Consider the following 17374-nt stretch of genomic DNA (forward strand, 5'->3'; position numbering starts at 1 on the left):
GTGAAAAAGGGTAACTTATCTGGGTGTAATAGTACTAAGAAAAACAATGCCATGAGAAAGCTATACTTTTTAGTCCCTGGTACAGGAGGGAAATATACCTGTGGCGGTCTCTCGGTAGAATTAAAAACCCTTGCTCTGGCCCAGCAAATCTGTTTGGCGGAGGTAGTGACTTATCGGCAACGGGAAAAAGAGGTTTTATTTCTCGATGATTTACTGAGACAAAAAAGCTTAGCAGATGTCATTTTTGTGATTAGCTGGGGTTTTGATGTTGCCAAACTAGCGGCTAGACTAAAACGTCAAAACGTCATCTATCATGCCCATAGCGCGGGCTACGGCTTTAGATTACCTCCTAGTATCCCCATCATTGCCGTCAGTCGAAATACGATGGGTTATTGGGGACAGCGATCTCCTAATTCCATGATTTATTATTTACCTAATCAAATTAATGATGAATTTCAGAACTTAAACCGCGATCGGGATCTTGATGTATTGGTGCAGACCCGCAAATCCTCCACCTACTTGATGCAAGAACTTATTCCAGCCTTGCAAAAGCGATGTAAATTATACGTTGTGGATTCCTACGTGGACAATCTTGCCGCTCTCTTCAATCGAACGAAAGCATACCTCTACGATTCGGCTGAATACTGGGCACTTCAGGGAGTTAGCGAAGGATTTGGGCTACAACCGATGGAAGCTTTGGCCTGTGGTTGTCAGGTTTTTTCTAGCATCAATGGTGGTCTGTCCGACTATCTTGATCCTGGTTTTAATTGTCACAAAATTGCTGGCTATTCTACCGAGTATGATGTACAACGCATTCTTAAGGTGATTAATCGTCCAGTAACGGATAATTCCTCTTCACTATTTACGCAATTAGTTGCCGAATATCGGACTGAAAATATTCTGAGGCGTTTACAGGTCATTCTGGAAGATATTAATCAATTCTTTGATTGTAAAGAACAGCTTTCCTCTAGCATCCCTAGTTTGAGCAGTACACGAATGTTAACGTTACAAGGGCAAAGAATATTCGATAAGTTAAAGAAGAAATTAGGACTTTCAAAAAAGGCTAAGTCACTGGGCTAACTAAAGCATTATGCACTGAAAGTGCATAGGTTTGATGGGGACTGAAAGTCCAATATCTTAGCTTCGTTATTATACTTTGCACGGTCATAACTTACATCCCATATTCCGTACTGATTTTGAAAAAATAAAAATAAAGTGGGAAATGGTAACGGAATAGTTAAAATCAAATAAGCGAATAAATCTCAAGAGAAAATGACTAAGTTAAGCGTTAAAAATCTAGACCATTTAGGGATAATCGCTACCATAGTTGACGAACTTGGCATCGTGGATTACATTAATGAACAGTTACAAGAAAATGACCGTGCCGAAATCAGCGCAGGTCTAGTGGTCAAAGCAATGATTCTCAATGGTCTAGGATTTACCCACTCTCCGTTGTATTTATTCAGTCAGTTTTTTGAAGATAAACCCCTAGAACATCTCTTAGGAAAAGGAGTAAAAGCCAGTTACCTGAACGATGACCGTTTAGGGAGAGTCTTAGATTTAATATTTATGGCAGGCCTAAGTACAGGACAAAAGGCTTGAAAAGTATACGAGAAAGGGGTTTCATGGAAGATGAACGTAATGTAAGAAAACCCATGAACCAATATAACGCATTGAAACAAGCCCTAAAACCCCATTTGGGATGGCATGGTGCCAGACTCTCCTTCCTAGCCTTGTTCTTACTCGCCCTCCTCAAAGTGAAAACGGTTAACCTTAAAGAATTGGCTCTGGGTTTTGAAGGTCGGGCATTGGTGGATTCTCATTACAAACGCTTACAACGCTTTTTCTCAGGATTTGAGCTGGATTACCATCACATTGCCCGTATTGTAGTCAGTTGGCTGGATATCCCTCAACCTTGGGTATTAAGTATTGACCGCACAACCTGGGAGTTTGGCAGTCATGGTTATAATATCCTCACTGTCGGCATTGTCCATGAAGGAGTAGCCATTCCCATCTTGTGGTGGATGCTTAGCAAGAAAAAGGGCAATTCTAACAGTGATGAACGAATGCGTTTTATCGAGGAGATGCTCAAGATTTTTCCCACCGCCCTGATTCGTTGTTTATGTGGCGACCGTGAGTTTATTGGTCAGGCTTGGCTTCGCTATCTTCTGCTCGAACCGCTACTGGCTTTCTGTCTGAGAATTCGGGCTACGGACAAGATTGAGCACAATGGCAAGCTTTTGGCCGCCAAAGTCATTTTTGCCCATCTTGCAAAAGAGTGAATCTCAACGTCTTCAAGGGAGTTGTCGGGTTTGGGGATATCCTGTTTCTGTAGAGGCTCTTCGCTTGCCTGATAATTCTCTACTCATCGTCATTGGACATCCCGATTCCCAAGGTCTTATTCACGATTATGCCCTGCGTTGGGGCATTGAAACCCTTTTTGGCATCTTTAAGACTCGTGGCTTTTGCTTGGAATCTACTCACTTTACTGACCCCAAGCGTCTTCGTAAGCTTTTGGCTTTACTGACTTTAGCTTTGGCTTGGTCTCTCAAAACTGGTCTAGCAATTCATCATCTTCATCCCATTCCCCTCAAGAAACATGGTCGCCTAGCGCAGAGTCTTTTTCGTCTTGGTTTTGACCATCTTCGTCATCTTGTTCTTAATCCTTCTCTACCCAATTTTTCTCTTTTTCTCGACTCCCTACATTTTTTGTCCTGTACTTAGATGGCAGGCATCAGCCGTTTATTTATCGGCATTTGTCTAAGAGCTGTAGAAATCTTTAAAATAATGATGAGAAGTTCTCATCTAGACTCAAGTTCATTATCAGAAGAAAAAGACGTCCATGCCAACCACGTTGAGGCATTTAATAGTGCTATCCGACGCTATTTAGCCGCCTTTCGTCGTCGTATAAATACTTATGCTAAATCTGTTGTGGGATTACAGCGAGTCCTAGATATTTTCTGGATGTGGATGGTTCATAACTTTGTTCGCAGCCATTTTACTACTAGAGAAGTTCCTGCTGTAGCTCTCGGTATAATTGAAAAAGAGTTAACTTGGGAGGACTTACTCCAAATTCGCCTGATTTCTTGAACCTCTCGTATTACAACGTTTGTAGCTTCTAGCTAGACGATACCAGTGCCGACCGTAAAAAGCCCCCTAAAAAGGGGGTGGAGATCAATCTCTTTTATCAAGGGGGGGGGAGCAAAAGGGGGATCACATTCAGACGAAGGCTGCTGGTACTTTTACCAAATCATCAGCAACGTCTTGCCCCTAGATCACTTGCTCTACTTCGGCAATTTCAGGAATCATCTCTCTGAGGCGGCGTTCAATCCCCATTTTGAGTGTCATAGTCGAACTAGGACAGGAACCACAAGCACCTTGTAAGCGTACTTTAACAATGGGGCCATCAAGGTCAACAATTTCCACATTACCGCCATCCGCAATTAAGTAAGGGCGCATTTCGTCTAAAACAGTTTCTACATTAGCTACGGTTAGTTCCATGATTAACCTCAAAGGCGAATTATTAGGTTGCGATAGTTATCACGCCTATCCTAACCTATTTGCTGAGTTTCGAGATCTTGTCTCAAAACGATAAACGGGGACGCAACTTGTAATAACGATAGTGGAGATAATCTTGCAGGATTTTTTGATGATCAAAACAAAGTTGATTTGGTAATTCCCAAAGATCAAAGGTTCCTACTTTTTTGGCATCATCTGCGGCATGGGCGACTCCCCTAGCAGTAGCAATAAAGACAATACTGACGGTATGCTGACGTTCATCCCGATTAGGGTCAGAATAAACATAAAATTGTTCAATTAATTCAACATCTAAGCCAATTTCTTCTTTGGCTTCCCGAATAGCGGCCACCTCGACCCGTTCTCCGTAGTCCACAAATCCCCCAGGCAAGGCCCAACCATAGGGAGGATTTTTACGCTCAATCAGTAGGATCGGACGTTTAGGTTGATCAATCAGTTCAATAATGATGTCAACAGTAGGAACGGGATTCCGAAATGTCATAATTTGAAAGGTGATCACAACAACTGTCCTCTATCCTAACAAGTTAAAAGACAAGATTGAAGGCGATTTTTGAGCATCTTAGGGTTATCAACAGGTTAAATATGGAAAATTCCGGCAAAATGGTGACTGTTCTGGGGGCTGGACATTGGGGAAACGGATTAGCCAGCTTAGTGAAAAAAAAGCAGAATTCTGTCTGTGTCTGGTCACGCCAAAGTTCCGATTCTTTAGAGCAGGCAGTGGCATCGGCAGAGGTGATTATTTCCGCTGTGTCCATGAAGGGGGTTAAACCGACGATCGCCGCTCTACAGGCCATTAATCTGAAACCGGAAACAATTCTGGCTACTGCTACCAAAGGATTAGATCTCGAAACCCTGCAAACGCCTTCTCAACTTTGGCATCAAGCCTTTCCTGAACAACATTTAGTGGTACTCTCTGGCCCTAATCTCTCCAAGGAAATTGCCGCAGGTCTCCCCACCGCAACGGCAGTCGCCAGTCTCGATCCCACCGCAGCGGAAACCGTACAAAATATTCTGTCTTCAGAACAGTTTCGGGTTTATGTCAATGCCGATCCCCTGGGAACAGAACTGGGGGGCACTTTAAAAAATGTCATGGCGATCGCCGCCGGAGTCTGTGATGGTCTGAATCTGGGAACGAATGCTAAGGCTGCTTTATTAACGAGGGCTTTACCAGAAATGATGCGAGTCGGAATCGCATTGGGAGCCTCACCGGAAACTTTTTTCGGACTATCGGGATTAGGAGATCTCTTGGCAACCTGTAATAGTGCTCTATCCCGCAACTATCAGGTCGGCTACAAACTGTCCGGCGGCAAGTCTTTAACCCAAATTTTGATGGAAAGTGACGGAACCGCTGAAGGAATCAATACCACAGACGTTGTTATCCAAATTGCTAAGGCGCGATCGCTGTCAGTCCCCATTACCTATCAAGTTTATGCCCTGCTCCAGGGACTCATTACGCCTCAAATCGCCGTCAAGAATCTCATGGCGAGAGATCTAACCTCAGAGTTTTCTGTTTAGGAATCAATTTTTTGGCACAGCATCACACCAAACCATTGTTGTGGATCAGTCCAACTATGAAGAGGTTGCAAGTGGTGTTTTTCTAAATTGGCTGCCATCGTCGCCAGATTAAATTTCCGAGAAATTTCCGTCAAAATAGTTTCCTGATCAGCAAAATTCACCGCTAAAGCCAATTTTTTCAGATGTACAACTTGGGAACATTGGCTGATAAGATGCATTTCAATCCGAGATTCCGTTTCATTATAAAAAGCCCGATGCTGAAATCGTGTGAGATCAAAATCTCCCTGAAATCGCCAATTGAGATGACGTAACATATTCAAATTAAATTGCGCCGTAATTCCCTGACTATCGTTATAGGCTGCTTCCAAAACCTTTATGTCTTTTTGTAGATCCACCCCAAATAAAAAATAATCACCTGGGTCTAGAGCCTGATAAATCTGGGTAAATAATTGCTCACATTGCTCAGGGGTAAAGTTGCCTAAAGTACTGCCTAAAAAAACAACCATTTTAGTCGGTAGAGAGGAAACGGGTAACTCCTGTAAGGCTAATTCGTAGGTGCTAACCAATCCATGAATGGTTAAGTGAGAAAACTCTTTTAATAATTCCTGGGCACTGACTTCTAGGATGACTGGACTAACATCAATCGGCACATAGCGAATCCCATAACCTAATTCTTCATAAGCACTGAGTAATAAACGGGTTTTAGCAGAACTCCCACTTCCTAGCTCAATACAATCACAAACACGGGTTATTTCCGCAATGACTGGCGCGATTTTGGCGAGAATACTGGCTTCTGTTCGAGTGGGATAGTATTCAGGTAAATGACAGATCTGCTCAAACAAGTGAGAGCCATCATCATCATAGAAATAATGAGGGGGTAAAATCTTGGGAAATTGGGTTAATCCTTTAATAACATCATTACCGTGTTGGGTATAACTGAGGGGATGAGTTAATAATAAATTCTCAATCTGAAGGCGTTCCTTAGGGTTATTTTGAGTAATCATGCTGACTAAATACGCTTTAATAACACTTTTATGAATGTACACCAAATTGGCTTTTCCTTGATCTCCGGCTGCTATCTCATCAAGAAAGCAGGATATAATTTCAACTGAACTATTTTGATTTTTCTATGAAAACCCTGGTGGTGGCAACGAGTAATTCCGGTAAATTAGCTGAAATTCAAGCCTATTTGGTGGGACGAGATTGTCAACTCAGACTGAAACCCTTGGCATTAGAGATAGAAGAAACGGGTGAGACTTTTTTAGCCAATGCCTGTCTGAAGGCGGCCCAGGTAGCTCAAGCCTTAGGAGAATGGGCGATCGCTGATGATTCTGGGTTAGCGGTGGCAGCACTTCAGGGGGCACCAGGACTGTACTCAGCCCGTTATGGAAAAACCGATGCAGAGCGGATTGAACGGTTGCTACGAGAATTGGGAAATCATCGTCACCGTCAGGCAAAATTTGTTTGTGCGATCGCCTTGGCTCGTCCTGATGGCACAATTGCTGCCGAGAGTGAAGGCATCTGTGAAGGTGAAATTCTCTTTGCCCCTAGAGGAAAGCAGGGTTTTGGCTATGATCCCATATTTTACGTACCTGAGTATCAAAAGACCTTTGCCGAAATGACTCCAGCAGAAAAACACCAGGTCAGTCATCGAGGGAAAGCCTTCGCGAACTTACTCCCTCAATGGCCAGCCTGACGAGTAAAAACAGAGACTAGATCGCTTCTAGATTCTTTTCCCCTGTCCGAATCCGAATGACAGCATCAACAGGACTAACAAAGATTTTCCCATCACCGATTTCTCCAGTTCTGGCTGCGGAGATCAGTTTATCCACAACCATATCAACCTGAGCATCTTCGACAACGATCTCGATCTTGAGTTTTTGGAGGAACTCCACGGTATATTCAGAACCTCGATAGCGTTCCGTTTGGCCTTTTTGACGACCAAAACCACGTACCTCTGAAACTGTCATACCAACGATTCCAGCATTAACAAGGGCGATTTTGACTTCATCGAGCTTGAAGGGGCGGATAATGGCTTCTACTTTTTTCAAAACGTTACTCCTCTGGCGATAATCTTGCTTTGTCTTTTATTTATAAAGCGAGCCTGTCACTTTCTAACACTTTCAGCTTAGAAAATTTTGTGCTTTTTAACACTTTTAGGCAACTTCATAATCTGCAATTTCCGACTCAATTGCTCAGAAGGCAGAATAGATCGTTAAATTTTCCTCCCCCTTTTGAATTTGGCCTCAGTCCTGCTCTTAGACTTTTAGGTATTATCCTGCGCTTTCTGTTTTCTTGTTGAGTCCAATTCTGGAATCCTATCTATGAGTGCTAAATCGGCTCGACCCTATACTATTCTGTCTATTTTGGCCGCGATCGCCACCATTGCCTTAAAATTCGGGGCCTATTTACTGACAGATTCGGTGGGACTGCTTTCTGATGCGATGGAATCAGGTGTTAACTTACTTGCTGCCTGTGTCGCGTTTTGGGCCTTGTCCTTGGCGGCCAAACCCCCCGATGAGGAACATCCTTTTGGTCATGGCAAAGCGGAATATTTTTCGAGTGGCTTAGAAAGTGCCTTTATTCTGATTGCTGCCCTCAGTATTGCGATCGCGGCCTGGGGAAGATTATTAGATCCTCAACCTTTGGATAAAGTTGAATTAGGTTTAATTCTCTCTTTTTTGGCCACAGCGATTAATGGGGTCGTTGCCTGGATCTTGCTCAGGGCAGGTAAACGTTTGAATTCCATCACCCTTCGGGCCGATGCCCATCATATTTTCACGGATGTCTGGACTTCCATCGGTGTGATCATTGCCATTCTCCTCGTCAAAATCACAGGTTGGCTGATTCTCGATCCCCTCATTGCCATCGGTGTTGCCCTGAATATTATTTGGACAGGGATAAAACTGATGCGGGAAACCCTATCTGGTCTCCTGGATCAAGCGATTCCCAAAGCTGATATTGACCGTATTATTGAGATTTTTAGCGATTACGAAGTTCAGGAAATTCGCTTTCATTTGCTCCGAACTCGCCTGGCTGGAGCCGAACGCTTTATTTCCTTTCATGTCCTCGTCCCTGGCTGCTGGACAGTACAAAAAGGCCATGATCTCTGTGAAACCCTGGAAAACGCGATCGCTGCAAAATTACCAGGCAGTCACGTTACCACCCATCTTGAACCAATGGAAGATCCCCGTTCCTGGGAACATTCTCCCAAAGATTAACGCTGTAATTCCCGTAAGCGAGCCAAAACTTCCTGACTATGAATAACCGGTTGAACCCCTAAAAAGCGTTCCCGCAAAATACCATCGGGATCAATGAGATAGGTATGACGTAAAGAGCGACCCCCTAGCCAGGAACCGTAGGCTTTACTAACCGTTCCGGTTGTATCTGCTAACAGAGGAAATCGTAGGCCCTCCTCGGCACAAAATTCCTCGTGGGAAACCACATCATCGGCACTGACTCCAATGACTTGGGTATTCAGGCCTTGATACTTGGGTAAATCCTTTTGAAACCGTTGAGCTTCGAGGGTGCAGCCAGGGGTGAAGTCTTGAGGATAAAAGTATAGAACCACCCATTGGCCCCGATAGTCCTTCAGACTGATTTCTCCATCCCCACTATTGGTCGCTAGGGTAAAACTGGGAGCCAGTTGATTGAGGAGCGGTTGGGGGCCACCTAAGGCTAAGGCAGGAGTCGGCAATAGAATCAGGACAAGGGTTAGAGCCAATGCTAACAGTAAAGAAAACCACTTGAATCGGTGCATCATCAGAGATTTTAGCCAAAAATGTTACAGAATCTTATGATAACTTGATATAAGTTCACGTTTATGACAACGTTTTGTTGTATAATCCATTCACCTTTACAATACTTTATTTAAAACATCCCCCTAATCATGACTACTGCTTTAAAAACCAGACCTTCTAGTTCCGTCCTTGTCAAAAAGCCTTATCAAGCGGCGCAACAAGTTGAATACGTCTATTTAGAAGCTGAAATTGATGTTCTGCTCCGTCAATTACAAAACCTTAAATCCCAAAAAGCGGCCAATTAGACGTTTTTGACCTTAGCAAGGGTAGCCGCAAACGGTAGGGTGACAGTAAAAGTTGTTCCCACTCCTTCTTGACTTTCTACGGTAATTTGCCCTTGATGATTGATCACAATGGCTTGAGCGATCGCCAATCCTAGTCCTGTCCCCTGACCGATTGCATGGGAACGAGCAGGATCAAGACGATAAAAGCGGTCAAATATATGGGGAAGAGCCAAGGCCGGAATTCCCACCCCGTTGTCTTTAATCTCAACCTGAAGAGAGGGATAGCGATCGCGTTTAACCTGTTTCAATCTGAGGCTAATGGCTGTTTCTCGGTCATCTGTCCGATGGCTATGTTCAATAGCATTACTCATTAAATTGGTGAATAGACGGGCTAGTTGATCCCAATCTCCTAACAGTGTAAAGTCCTCCTGAAAATCTTCGGCGGTCGGTTCTTCGATTTGTAGGGAAAGAAAACTGCTTTTGGACTCTAAATTAATCCGTTGTTCTTCCATGACCTCAATCAAAAGCGCATCGAGGGGAATGGGTTTAGGAATGAATTGGAGCGTGCCGCTATCCGTTCGGGCTAGAAAGAGCAGGTCATTCACCAGATTGCCTAAACGTTGGGTTAAACGTTCAATAATCCTGAGTTGTTGCTGTTGTTGTTGGGGATCGGCATCAGGATAAGCGAGGGCCATCTGTACATTAGTCTGAATCACCGCGATCGGATTCCGTAATTCGTGGGAAGCATCGGCAGTAAATTGCTTTAGACTTTGGTAAGACTCCTTAATAGGTTGCATGGCTAAACCCGATAGAAACCAACCGATCGCCGCCACACTGCTAATCATGACGACAAGACCCAGGGTTAAATCCAGTAAAAATTGCTGTATTGGTTTAGTCACTTCAAACCAGGGATGACTGACCCGTAGATATCCTAAGACCTGATGATCCCGTTCAATCCGCTCTGTAACTTGACGCAGGAGATGATCGGGAGAAAAGGTGACGGTTTCCGTTTTGCGGCTTAAGGGTAAAGTAATTTGGGGGATTTCACTTAAGGTTGACCAAAGCAATACTCCCTGGGAATTAAACCATTCCAAATCAATGTGATCATCCTCAGCAGCACCGCTATTTTCCTGAAAACTGGCTTCCACATTTAAACGATACCGACCGGCGGCGATCGGCTGGATCACCAAGGAACGATTAACCACTTCGATAACGTGCTTGAGGGTATCATCAATTCGTTCTACCAAGGTTTGGCGCACATAGAAATAGATCCCCGTGGCAAATAAAATGAGTAATAGAGCCGTCACCAGTGTGTACCATAATGCCAATCGACGACGAGTTGCTTGAAACATTTCAAATTAATTTTTACCGACAAGGAATAGATTGTGCTTAAAATAATTCAACTGTTGCCCATACCCTGATTCTGACTGTCAACTTAACCGCTATACTTAAGATTCTCTAGCTCTAGTTTAATGCCTAGAATTTATACCCAGCAATATTTACCAGAAATGACGATTGCTTGAGCACTAAGAGGCTTCAGCCTAACTGTGGATTGCGACCTAACGATTAAATTTAAAGCCTAATTAACTTCTAGTAATACTAATGCCCAAGCCCTCATCCAATCGAGTTTCCTCCGTTACCCGTTATCAAAATGCTGCCCTTAATTATTATTTAAAACTGACAGGTTCACCCTATCTTCACTATGGTTACTGGGAACCGTTACCCACTTCCATAGAGGAGCGATCGCTGTATCGGTTACGCATTGCTCAGGAAGCCTATTCCAAAAAACTTTTAAGTTTTATACCCCCTGAAATCCAAACCTTATTAGATGTGGGTTGTGGGATTGGTGGGAATGCCTTTTTTCTGCTCAAACAAGGACTAGATGTAGAAGGACTGGCTCCCGATCCTTTTCAAAAAGAAAAATTTTTAGAGATGACAGAGGGTAAAGCCATTTTTCATTTGATGAAATTTGAAGACTTTACCCCTAAGACCTTGTACGACCTGATTCTTTTTAGTGAAAGTAGTCAATATATGGCGGCGATCGATATTGCCCAGGGAGCGGCTAAGGCTCTTAAACCAGGCGGTTATCTTCTCTTGGCAGATATGCTGCGCTCTGATGCCAGCTATAGCGAGGGAATTTTTTCTAATTGTCATGTCGTTGCAGAATTTGATAAAGCTCTATCTAAAGCCGGATTTCGTCTAGTGAAACGGGAAGATATTTCTCCACAAGTTGCCCCCACATTGGATTTAGCCATTGAACATTTACGTCAGTTTGGGTTAAGTACAGGAGAATATATTGGCAATGTACTGGAAATAGCTGTTCCTCCTTTATACGCAATTCTCAAATGGGCCTATGGACGTTGGCTAGAAAAAACTCTTTTAGAAGGATTAGAAGCCCGTAAAATTTTTGACAAGCATCTTTGCTATGAAATTCAACTTTGGCAGCGATCAGACGAGAATTTTAATTTCTAGAGATAGTAACGGACACTAGTGACAACCCGTTTTTTACTGGCCCGTAAAGCTGCTTTTAAGAAAATAGTGGTTTGGTTGTGGAGTAGATTTTCCCACCAATTACGGGTCACAAAGGTAGGAATAATGATGGTGGATAATAATCCTGTATGTTCCTTTTCAAACTGGTTGACAAAATCAACTAGGGGCATGATCACCGAACGATAGGGAGATTCTAAAATAACTAAATCTAAATCTCCTTCTAGTTCTTGCCAACGTTTCTGTAATTTTTCGCGATCAGTGCTACCGAGATCCACATGAACACCCACAATATAGTCTGCAATGGTACGGGCATAGTCTAGGGATTCCAAAGTTCCCCGATTTAATTGACCGACAATGACAACGGCGGGATGGGTAATAACGGCGGGTTTGGGATGGGGTAAATAACTTCTAGGAGCCACACCATCTAGGCTGAGACGTTGGGCAACGTAACGATAATGACCTCGAATTTTCAGGAAAACGGCAACCACCAGGGGAATGGCAATTACCACTAGCCAAGCTCCCAGTTTAAATTTGGTAAAGATAATCACCCCTAGAACGAGCAAGGTTGCTAAGGTACCGATCGCATTCATGAGGGCACTCGCTTGCCAACCAGAGGATCTATCTTTGTACCAGTGTTGCACCATGCCAGCCTGGGAAAAGGTAAAGGAGGTAAAAACCCCTACAGCATAAAGAGGAATAACGGCATTAACATCCCCTCGAAAGATAATGATTAAAAAAGCAGCAAATAAACTCAGCATCATTACCCCGTTGGAATAGACGAGTCGATCGCCTAACAGGGATAATTGACGCGGTAAAAACCCATCCCGACTGAGGAAATAACAGAGACGAGGAAAATCGGCAAAACTGGTATTAGCGGCTAAGAGTAAAATTAAAAGGGTTGAAAACTGAAGAAAATAGTAAAGAAAATTGTCCCCAAAAATGGCTAACCCTAACTGGGAAACAACAGTTTGCCCTTCACGATGAGTAATATGGTAGGCATTGGCTAGGTAGGTAATCCCTAAAAACATCAGGCCTAAGATGATGCCCATCCACAGGAGCGTTAGCCGTGCGTTTTTCCATTCTGGAGTCTTAAAGGCCAACACCCCATCGGAAATGGCCTCAACTCCTGTCATTGCCGAACAACCTGCCGAAAAAGCCTTTAAGACTAGAAAGAGACTCAGGGATTGTTCAATGGGAAAATCAGGATAGGCCGTTGGAATATAACCTGTACTTAAGCGATAAATGCCCACCGTAATCAAGACAAAGACCCCAAAGATGAAGGCATAGGTGGGAATCATAAAAATCCGTCCCGATTCCTTAACTCCCCGTAGATTCGCTAACATCAACAGCAAGGTAAAAAACAAGCACAGATCAATTCTCCAACTATGAAGAGAGGGAATGGCGGCGGTGAGGGCGGCGGTACCGGCTGACACACTGACCGTGACGGTCAAAATATAGTCGATCATCAAAGACGCAGCCGCAATCAGTCCTGGGTAGAGTCCTAAATTTTCCCGTGCCACAATGTAAGATCCTCCGCCTTTGGGATAGGCTTTAATCGTTTGGCGGTAGGACAACATGACAATCATCAGTAACGCAATAATCGCAATGGCGATCGGCCAGGAGTACCATAGAGAAGCACTGCCGGCAGTGACTAAAACAATTAAGGTCTCTTCTGTCGCATAGGCAACGGAGGAAAGCGCGTCAGAGGATAACACCGCCAAGGCTTCAGCATTGCTTAGACGTTCTTCAGAATGGGCACTAGTGGGAAGTTGATGACCGAGGACTAAGGTCTTGAGTTGGGAATAAAATGATGTCATAGGTTGACCGCAACAGAAACCTCAATTGAGTTTAGACCTTTTACTTAGTTTTATAACGGATCTTTGTCTTCCTGGTAACGCTAGTTCGGGATAACCTTGATAAGGGCTTAGCAAAATCCCCAAGAAATGCTCCAAAAAAGTTCTTTTGAATTTATTGTGAAACAAGTCTGCCAGCCTTCACGATGGGTTCCATGTTGTGTATTCAAATAAAAAACCGAGTCAAGCGAATTCTAAAACTCAACTTGCTCAGTCTGATGATTAATTTGATTTGTTTCAAGTTATTGCAAAGAAGCAAAGGTTCGATAACCATTCTCTGGATCATACAGATGACATTTATCGCCAATCTCTTTCATTAATGGCCAGCCAAATTTACGTTCATGGATCACATTACCCCAATTTTTTTGGATGCTGGCATGAGCTTTTCGCAGATTATAGGAAGGAATGGCAACGGAAAGATGGTGAGGAATGTGTACATTAATGTCATGGCACAGAACCTCGACCCACTTGGGATAGTCACAGTGAACGGTTCCCTTTAATTGGGCTTCTCCTGCACTCCATTGATCCGGTGTTTTAAAAGTAATTTCAGGGATAGAGTGGTGAACAATGGTAAAGGTACTCATCCAGAAATGATAGACTAACCAAGGCATAAGCCAAAATTTAACAAAACCCCAAACACCAGTGGTCAGAATTAAGGTTGGAAAACAAATTGCTCCAAAAATAACCACAACGGCGATCGATAACTTGACTTTACTGCGATCGCGTTCTGCAAAATTAGCAAGTTTGAAGTGTAGCAGTGACCAGTGGAAAATGGAGCCAATCCACCAGAACCGTCCCCGAATTGCACGATAAAAGGCCTGAACGATGGGATTAGCTGTTTGATAAGCTTCTACTGTCCAAACATCCCAGGCATTATCAACTTCTAGTTTATTGGTGTGGAGATGGTGATAGTCATGGAGAATACGCCAGCAATGAAAGGGATAAATGAGAGGCATCATAAAGAAATGACCCACTAAATCATTAACCCAACGGCGTTTGGCAAAGGAACGATGGGCGCAATCATGGCCGATAACAAACCAGCCGGTTAAAGCGGTGCCGGTAAAGATCCAGGTCACAGGTAAACAGTACCAGGGCAGATAGATAATACCCAAATAGCCAACGATCGTCAGGGTTAGACTCAGAAGAACCGTAAACCAAGCCTTGCTAGGATCTTTGTCAAAGCATTCGGCAGGTAGGGTTTTAACAATATCTTTGAGTTGTAACTCGGTTGTTTCGTAAGCTATTGAACTAGGGTTGAACTTTTCTGTCGTTGCAGTCATGTATAAAAACCAATCTCTAGGTCGAGGGATAAGCAAGGATTCGATTAACCTTAAGGTCAAAAGCTTGTTTTCCCTAGAAGATGGCTGGACAAGCTTAAGTTGGGGTAGCAAGAATCCTGGGGTTTATGTCGTTATCTTAAGACACCTTAACAAACCTTTACTTTTATATCACGATTGGGAGTGAGTAATATTACTCGTGAGGAAAATTAAAGGAAAATCCGTTAATTAGCCATTGGGGGAAAGTCAATAAATCTGGATATGGAATTTTTGGAAGATCGCCACTTTTGGTCGTATAAAGGGGAATTTAAGCAAAAATTGACGAAAATTGATAGTCCTGCATCAAAGATACTAATAACGTCTTGAGCTAAACCTGGTAGCGATCGCTACCCTGGAAGCGTGTCAGGTTATTTAGACTAGGGACAGCTAAAAATTTACAAATCTTCAAAAAATTCTTCCCAGGAGTCCGGCTATGAGTCATCCTAATCGCTCAGACAAACCTCACGTCGTCATTCTGGGTGGAGGATTTGGCGGTCTCTACACGGCAAAACATTTAAAAAATGCCCCTGTCCAAATTACCCTGATCGACAAACGCAATTTTCATCTCTTTCAGCCCCTACTCTATCAAGTCGCCACTGGTAGTCTTTCCCCTGCTGATATTGCCTCACCTTTGCGGGTTGTCCTACACAATCATGCCAATACCAAAGTCCTGCTAGATGAGGCCATTGATCTCGATCCTGAACAGCAAAAAGTCATCCTCAAAGATCATGAACCAATTTCCTACGATATTTTGATCGTAGCGACTGGAGTTAGTCATCACTATTTTGGCAAGGAGCAGTGGCGACCCCTGGCACCAGGTTTAAAAACAATTGAAGATGCCCTAGAGATGCGGCGGCGTATTTTTCTCGCGTTTGAGGCTGCTGAAAAGGAAACCGATCCGATCAAACAACAGGCTTGGTTAACCTTCGTGATTGTGGGGGGTGGCCCGACTGGGGTGGAATTGGCCGGGGCGATCGCTGAAATTGCCCATAGTTCATTGCAGCTTAATTTCCGCACAATTGATACTCGACAGGCCCAGATTTTACTGATTGAGGGCATGGATCGGGTATTGCCGCCCTATGCTCCCCAACTATCCGCTAAAGCGCAGACAGACTTAACTCAGTTAGGGGTAACAGTACAAACCCAAACAATGGTTATTGATATCACGGATGACACCGTGACTGTGCGCCAGGGAGAAACCATTCGCGCCATTCCTTGCTATACAGTGCTGTGGGCAGCCGGAGTGACGGCCTCTGGGTTAGGTAAAATTTTGGCAGAACGGACAGGGGCCGAACTGGATCGGGTAGGACGAGTTGTGGTGAATGCAGATTTAAGTGTGTCCCATTATGACAATGTTTTTGTCCTAGGAGATTTAGCCCATTTTGCCCATCAGGATAATCAACCGTTAGCGGGTGTGGCTCCAGTCGCCATGCAGCAAGCAGCCTATCTTTCTCGCTTAATTCCGGCTCGTTTAGCGGGTCAAACCTTGCCTTCTTTCCGTTATATTGACTACGGTAGTTTGGCCGTGATTGGACAGAATAAAGCAGTGGTGGATCTCGGTTTTGCCAAGTTTACGGGTTTATTAGCTTGGATGATCTGGGTTTGGGCCCATATTTATTATTTAATTGAGTTTGATAATAAGTTAATTGTGATGTTGCAATGGGGCTGGAATTATTTTACGCGCGGTCGAGGAGCCAGAATTATTACAGGGGAGGGACAAATACAAGTTTCGTCAGTAACAGACATTCCTGATCAGAAAGTTAAAGAGAAGGAAAAATCCCTAGTCGCGTCCTAAGTTAAGGTCTATGGCAATGGCAGCGATCGCCCCTTCCCTTCTTAACCAGGAAAAAAAGCGATCGCTTGCAAAATTGAGAGCGTTTAACTGGTCGGCAACCATCCAAACAATTTCGCTGCTCCACCAATAAGAGCAACAATCAGTGCAACTAAAACTCCTCGATTAATAAATTCTTGATTATCTAGACGTTTATCAATACCACTGACTTTCTCGTCTAGAGTTTTAATTTCGCCGGACAGTTCCACTTGCCCAATTTCCAGTTTATTAAGCTTTTGGTTAACTTCGGCAAACTGCCTGTCCATTTTTTGGTTAACTTCGGCAAACTGCCTGTCCATTTTTTGATTGACTTCGGCAAACTGCCTGTCCATTTTTTGATTGGCTTCGGCAAACTGTTTGTTGACTTCAGCAAACTGCCTGTCCATTTTTTGATTGGCTTCGGCAAACTGTTTGTTGACTTCGGCAAACTGCCTGTCCATTTTTTGCTCAAAGCGATCTAGAACATCTTCGAGGGTATAGCTAACCGTAGTGGGTGTGGTAGTCATTGCTCATTCAGAGAACTGTTGAGTTTATTATAAGCGATCGCTGATAATTGATAATTGATAATGAATAGTTGATAATTATCCATTGTTAATTGTCCATTATCCATTCAAAAAAATAGTTGATAATTATCCATTGTTAATTGTCCATTATCCATTCAAAAAAATAGTTGATAATTATCCATTGTTAATTGTCCATTATCCATTTTAAAAAAGAGATCGCCTCTTCCCCTTCAACAAAAAAAAGCGATCGCTATAAAAAAGAGTATAGGGTGAGTCATGCCCACCCTACTTTAGGATTTAAGGTC

The 17374-nt window shown here is 43.4% G+C and carries 18 protein-coding genes and 1 pseudogene; 10 read left to right on the forward strand and 9 right to left on the reverse strand.

Annotated elements, in window-relative coordinates:
- Positions 1–51 precede the first annotated feature (51 nt).
- The 4 genes and pseudogenes from KA717_15655 (at position 52) to KA717_15670 (ending at position 3090) form a co-directional block, all read left to right on the forward strand.
- Positions 52–1080, forward strand: coding sequence for a glycosyltransferase (locus KA717_15655; protein UXE64677.1), 1029 nt, complete (start codon positions 52–54; stop codon positions 1078–1080).
- 192 nt (positions 1081–1272) lie between these two features.
- Positions 1273–1602, forward strand: a complete 330-nt coding sequence (locus KA717_15660; GenBank protein ID UXE63858.1) for a DUF4277 domain-containing protein — start codon at positions 1273–1275, stop codon at positions 1600–1602.
- Positions 1603–1655: 53 nt separating this feature from the next.
- Positions 1656–2724, forward strand: a pseudogene (locus KA717_15665) (IS4 family transposase).
- Positions 2725–2787: 63 nt separating this feature from the next.
- Positions 2788–3090 (forward strand): hypothetical protein, encoded by a 303-nt coding sequence (locus KA717_15670; protein ID UXE63859.1) that lies wholly within the window; start codon positions 2788–2790, stop codon positions 3088–3090.
- 180 nt (positions 3091–3270) lie between these two features.
- On the opposite strand, the gene KA717_15675 is transcribed toward KA717_15670, so the two are convergent.
- Together KA717_15675 and KA717_15680 are read right to left on the reverse strand one after the other, a co-directional pair.
- Positions 3271–3501, reverse strand: a complete 231-nt coding sequence (locus KA717_15675) for a NifU family protein (GenBank protein ID UXE63860.1) — start codon at positions 3499–3501, stop codon at positions 3271–3273.
- A gap of 82 nt (positions 3502–3583) precedes the next feature.
- Positions 3584–4018, reverse strand: coding sequence for an NUDIX hydrolase (locus tag KA717_15680; GenBank protein ID UXE64678.1), 435 nt, complete (start codon positions 4016–4018; stop codon positions 3584–3586).
- A gap of 101 nt (positions 4019–4119) precedes the next feature.
- On the opposite strand from KA717_15680, the gene KA717_15685 reads away from it, so the two are divergent.
- Positions 4120–5052, forward strand: coding sequence for an NAD(P)H-dependent glycerol-3-phosphate dehydrogenase (locus KA717_15685; protein UXE63861.1), 933 nt, complete (start codon positions 4120–4122; stop codon positions 5050–5052).
- On the opposite strand, the gene egtD is transcribed toward KA717_15685, so the two are convergent.
- Positions 5049–6056 (reverse strand): L-histidine N(alpha)-methyltransferase, encoded by a 1008-nt coding sequence (gene egtD / locus KA717_15690; GenBank protein UXE63862.1) that lies wholly within the window; start codon positions 6054–6056, stop codon positions 5049–5051. The genes KA717_15685 and egtD overlap by 4 nt on opposite strands.
- Before the next feature lie 125 nt (positions 6057–6181).
- Between egtD and rdgB the strand changes: the two genes are divergently transcribed.
- Positions 6182–6748, forward strand: a complete 567-nt coding sequence (gene rdgB, locus KA717_15695) for an RdgB/HAM1 family non-canonical purine NTP pyrophosphatase (GenBank protein ID UXE63863.1) — start codon at positions 6182–6184, stop codon at positions 6746–6748.
- Between the two features lie 16 nt (positions 6749–6764).
- Here rdgB and KA717_15700 read toward each other — a convergent pair whose 3' ends face one another.
- A complete protein-coding gene (locus KA717_15700) occupies positions 6765–7103 on the reverse strand; it encodes a P-II family nitrogen regulator (GenBank protein ID UXE63864.1) in 339 nt (112 codons plus the stop codon).
- Positions 7104–7376: 273 nt separating this feature from the next.
- On the opposite strand from KA717_15700, the gene KA717_15705 reads away from it, so the two are divergent.
- Positions 7377–8273, forward strand: coding sequence for a cation diffusion facilitator family transporter (locus tag KA717_15705; protein UXE63865.1), 897 nt, complete (start codon positions 7377–7379; stop codon positions 8271–8273).
- Here KA717_15705 and KA717_15710 read toward each other — a convergent pair.
- Complete coding sequence (locus tag KA717_15710) at positions 8270–8812, reverse strand: peroxiredoxin (protein UXE63866.1); 543 nt, start codon at positions 8810–8812, stop codon at positions 8270–8272. The two genes, KA717_15705 and KA717_15710, sit on opposite strands and share 4 nt — an antisense overlap.
- Before the next feature lie 129 nt (positions 8813–8941).
- Between KA717_15710 and KA717_15715 the strand changes: the two genes are divergently transcribed.
- Positions 8942–9097 carry a hypothetical protein gene (locus KA717_15715; GenBank protein ID UXE63867.1) on the forward strand — a complete coding sequence of 52 codons (156 nt, stop codon included), beginning with the start codon at positions 8942–8944 and terminating at the stop codon, positions 9095–9097.
- Here the strand turns inward: KA717_15715 and KA717_15720 are convergent.
- On the reverse strand, positions 9094–10428 hold the full coding sequence (locus tag KA717_15720) for a HAMP domain-containing histidine kinase (GenBank protein UXE63868.1): 1335 nt from the start codon (positions 10426–10428) through the stop codon (positions 9094–9096). The genes KA717_15715 and KA717_15720 overlap by 4 nt on opposite strands.
- Positions 10429–10678: 250 nt before the next feature.
- Between KA717_15720 and KA717_15725 the strand changes: the two genes are divergently transcribed.
- Positions 10679–11548, forward strand: coding sequence for a class I SAM-dependent methyltransferase (locus KA717_15725; GenBank protein UXE63869.1), 870 nt, complete (start codon positions 10679–10681; stop codon positions 11546–11548).
- On the opposite strand, the gene KA717_15730 is transcribed toward KA717_15725, so the two are convergent.
- Positions 11545–13383 (reverse strand): APC family permease, encoded by a 1839-nt coding sequence (locus tag KA717_15730; protein ID UXE63870.1) that lies wholly within the window; start codon positions 13381–13383, stop codon positions 11545–11547. The genes KA717_15725 and KA717_15730 overlap by 4 nt on opposite strands.
- Before the next feature lie 278 nt (positions 13384–13661).
- The gene (locus tag KA717_15735; protein ID UXE63871.1) at positions 13662–14699 is read right to left on the reverse strand and encodes a fatty acid desaturase; all 1038 of its coding nucleotides are present in this window, start codon (positions 14697–14699) and stop codon (positions 13662–13664) included.
- A 469-nt stretch (positions 14700–15168) separates the two neighbouring features.
- Here KA717_15735 and KA717_15740 point away from each other — a divergent pair, with 469 nt between their 5' ends.
- Positions 15169–16530, forward strand: a complete 1362-nt coding sequence (locus tag KA717_15740) for an NAD(P)/FAD-dependent oxidoreductase (protein ID UXE63872.1) — start codon at positions 15169–15171, stop codon at positions 16528–16530.
- 83 nt (positions 16531–16613) lie between these two features.
- Here the strand turns inward: KA717_15740 and KA717_15745 are convergent, their stop codons facing one another.
- A complete protein-coding gene (locus tag KA717_15745) occupies positions 16614–17072 on the reverse strand; it encodes a DUF4164 domain-containing protein (protein ID UXE63873.1) in 459 nt (152 codons plus the stop codon).
- Positions 17073–17374 lie beyond the last annotated feature (302 nt).

Source organism: Woronichinia naegeliana WA131 (genome assembly GCA_025370055.1).
Lineage (GTDB): Bacteria > Cyanobacteriota > Cyanobacteriia > Cyanobacteriales > Microcystaceae > Woronichinia > Woronichinia naegeliana.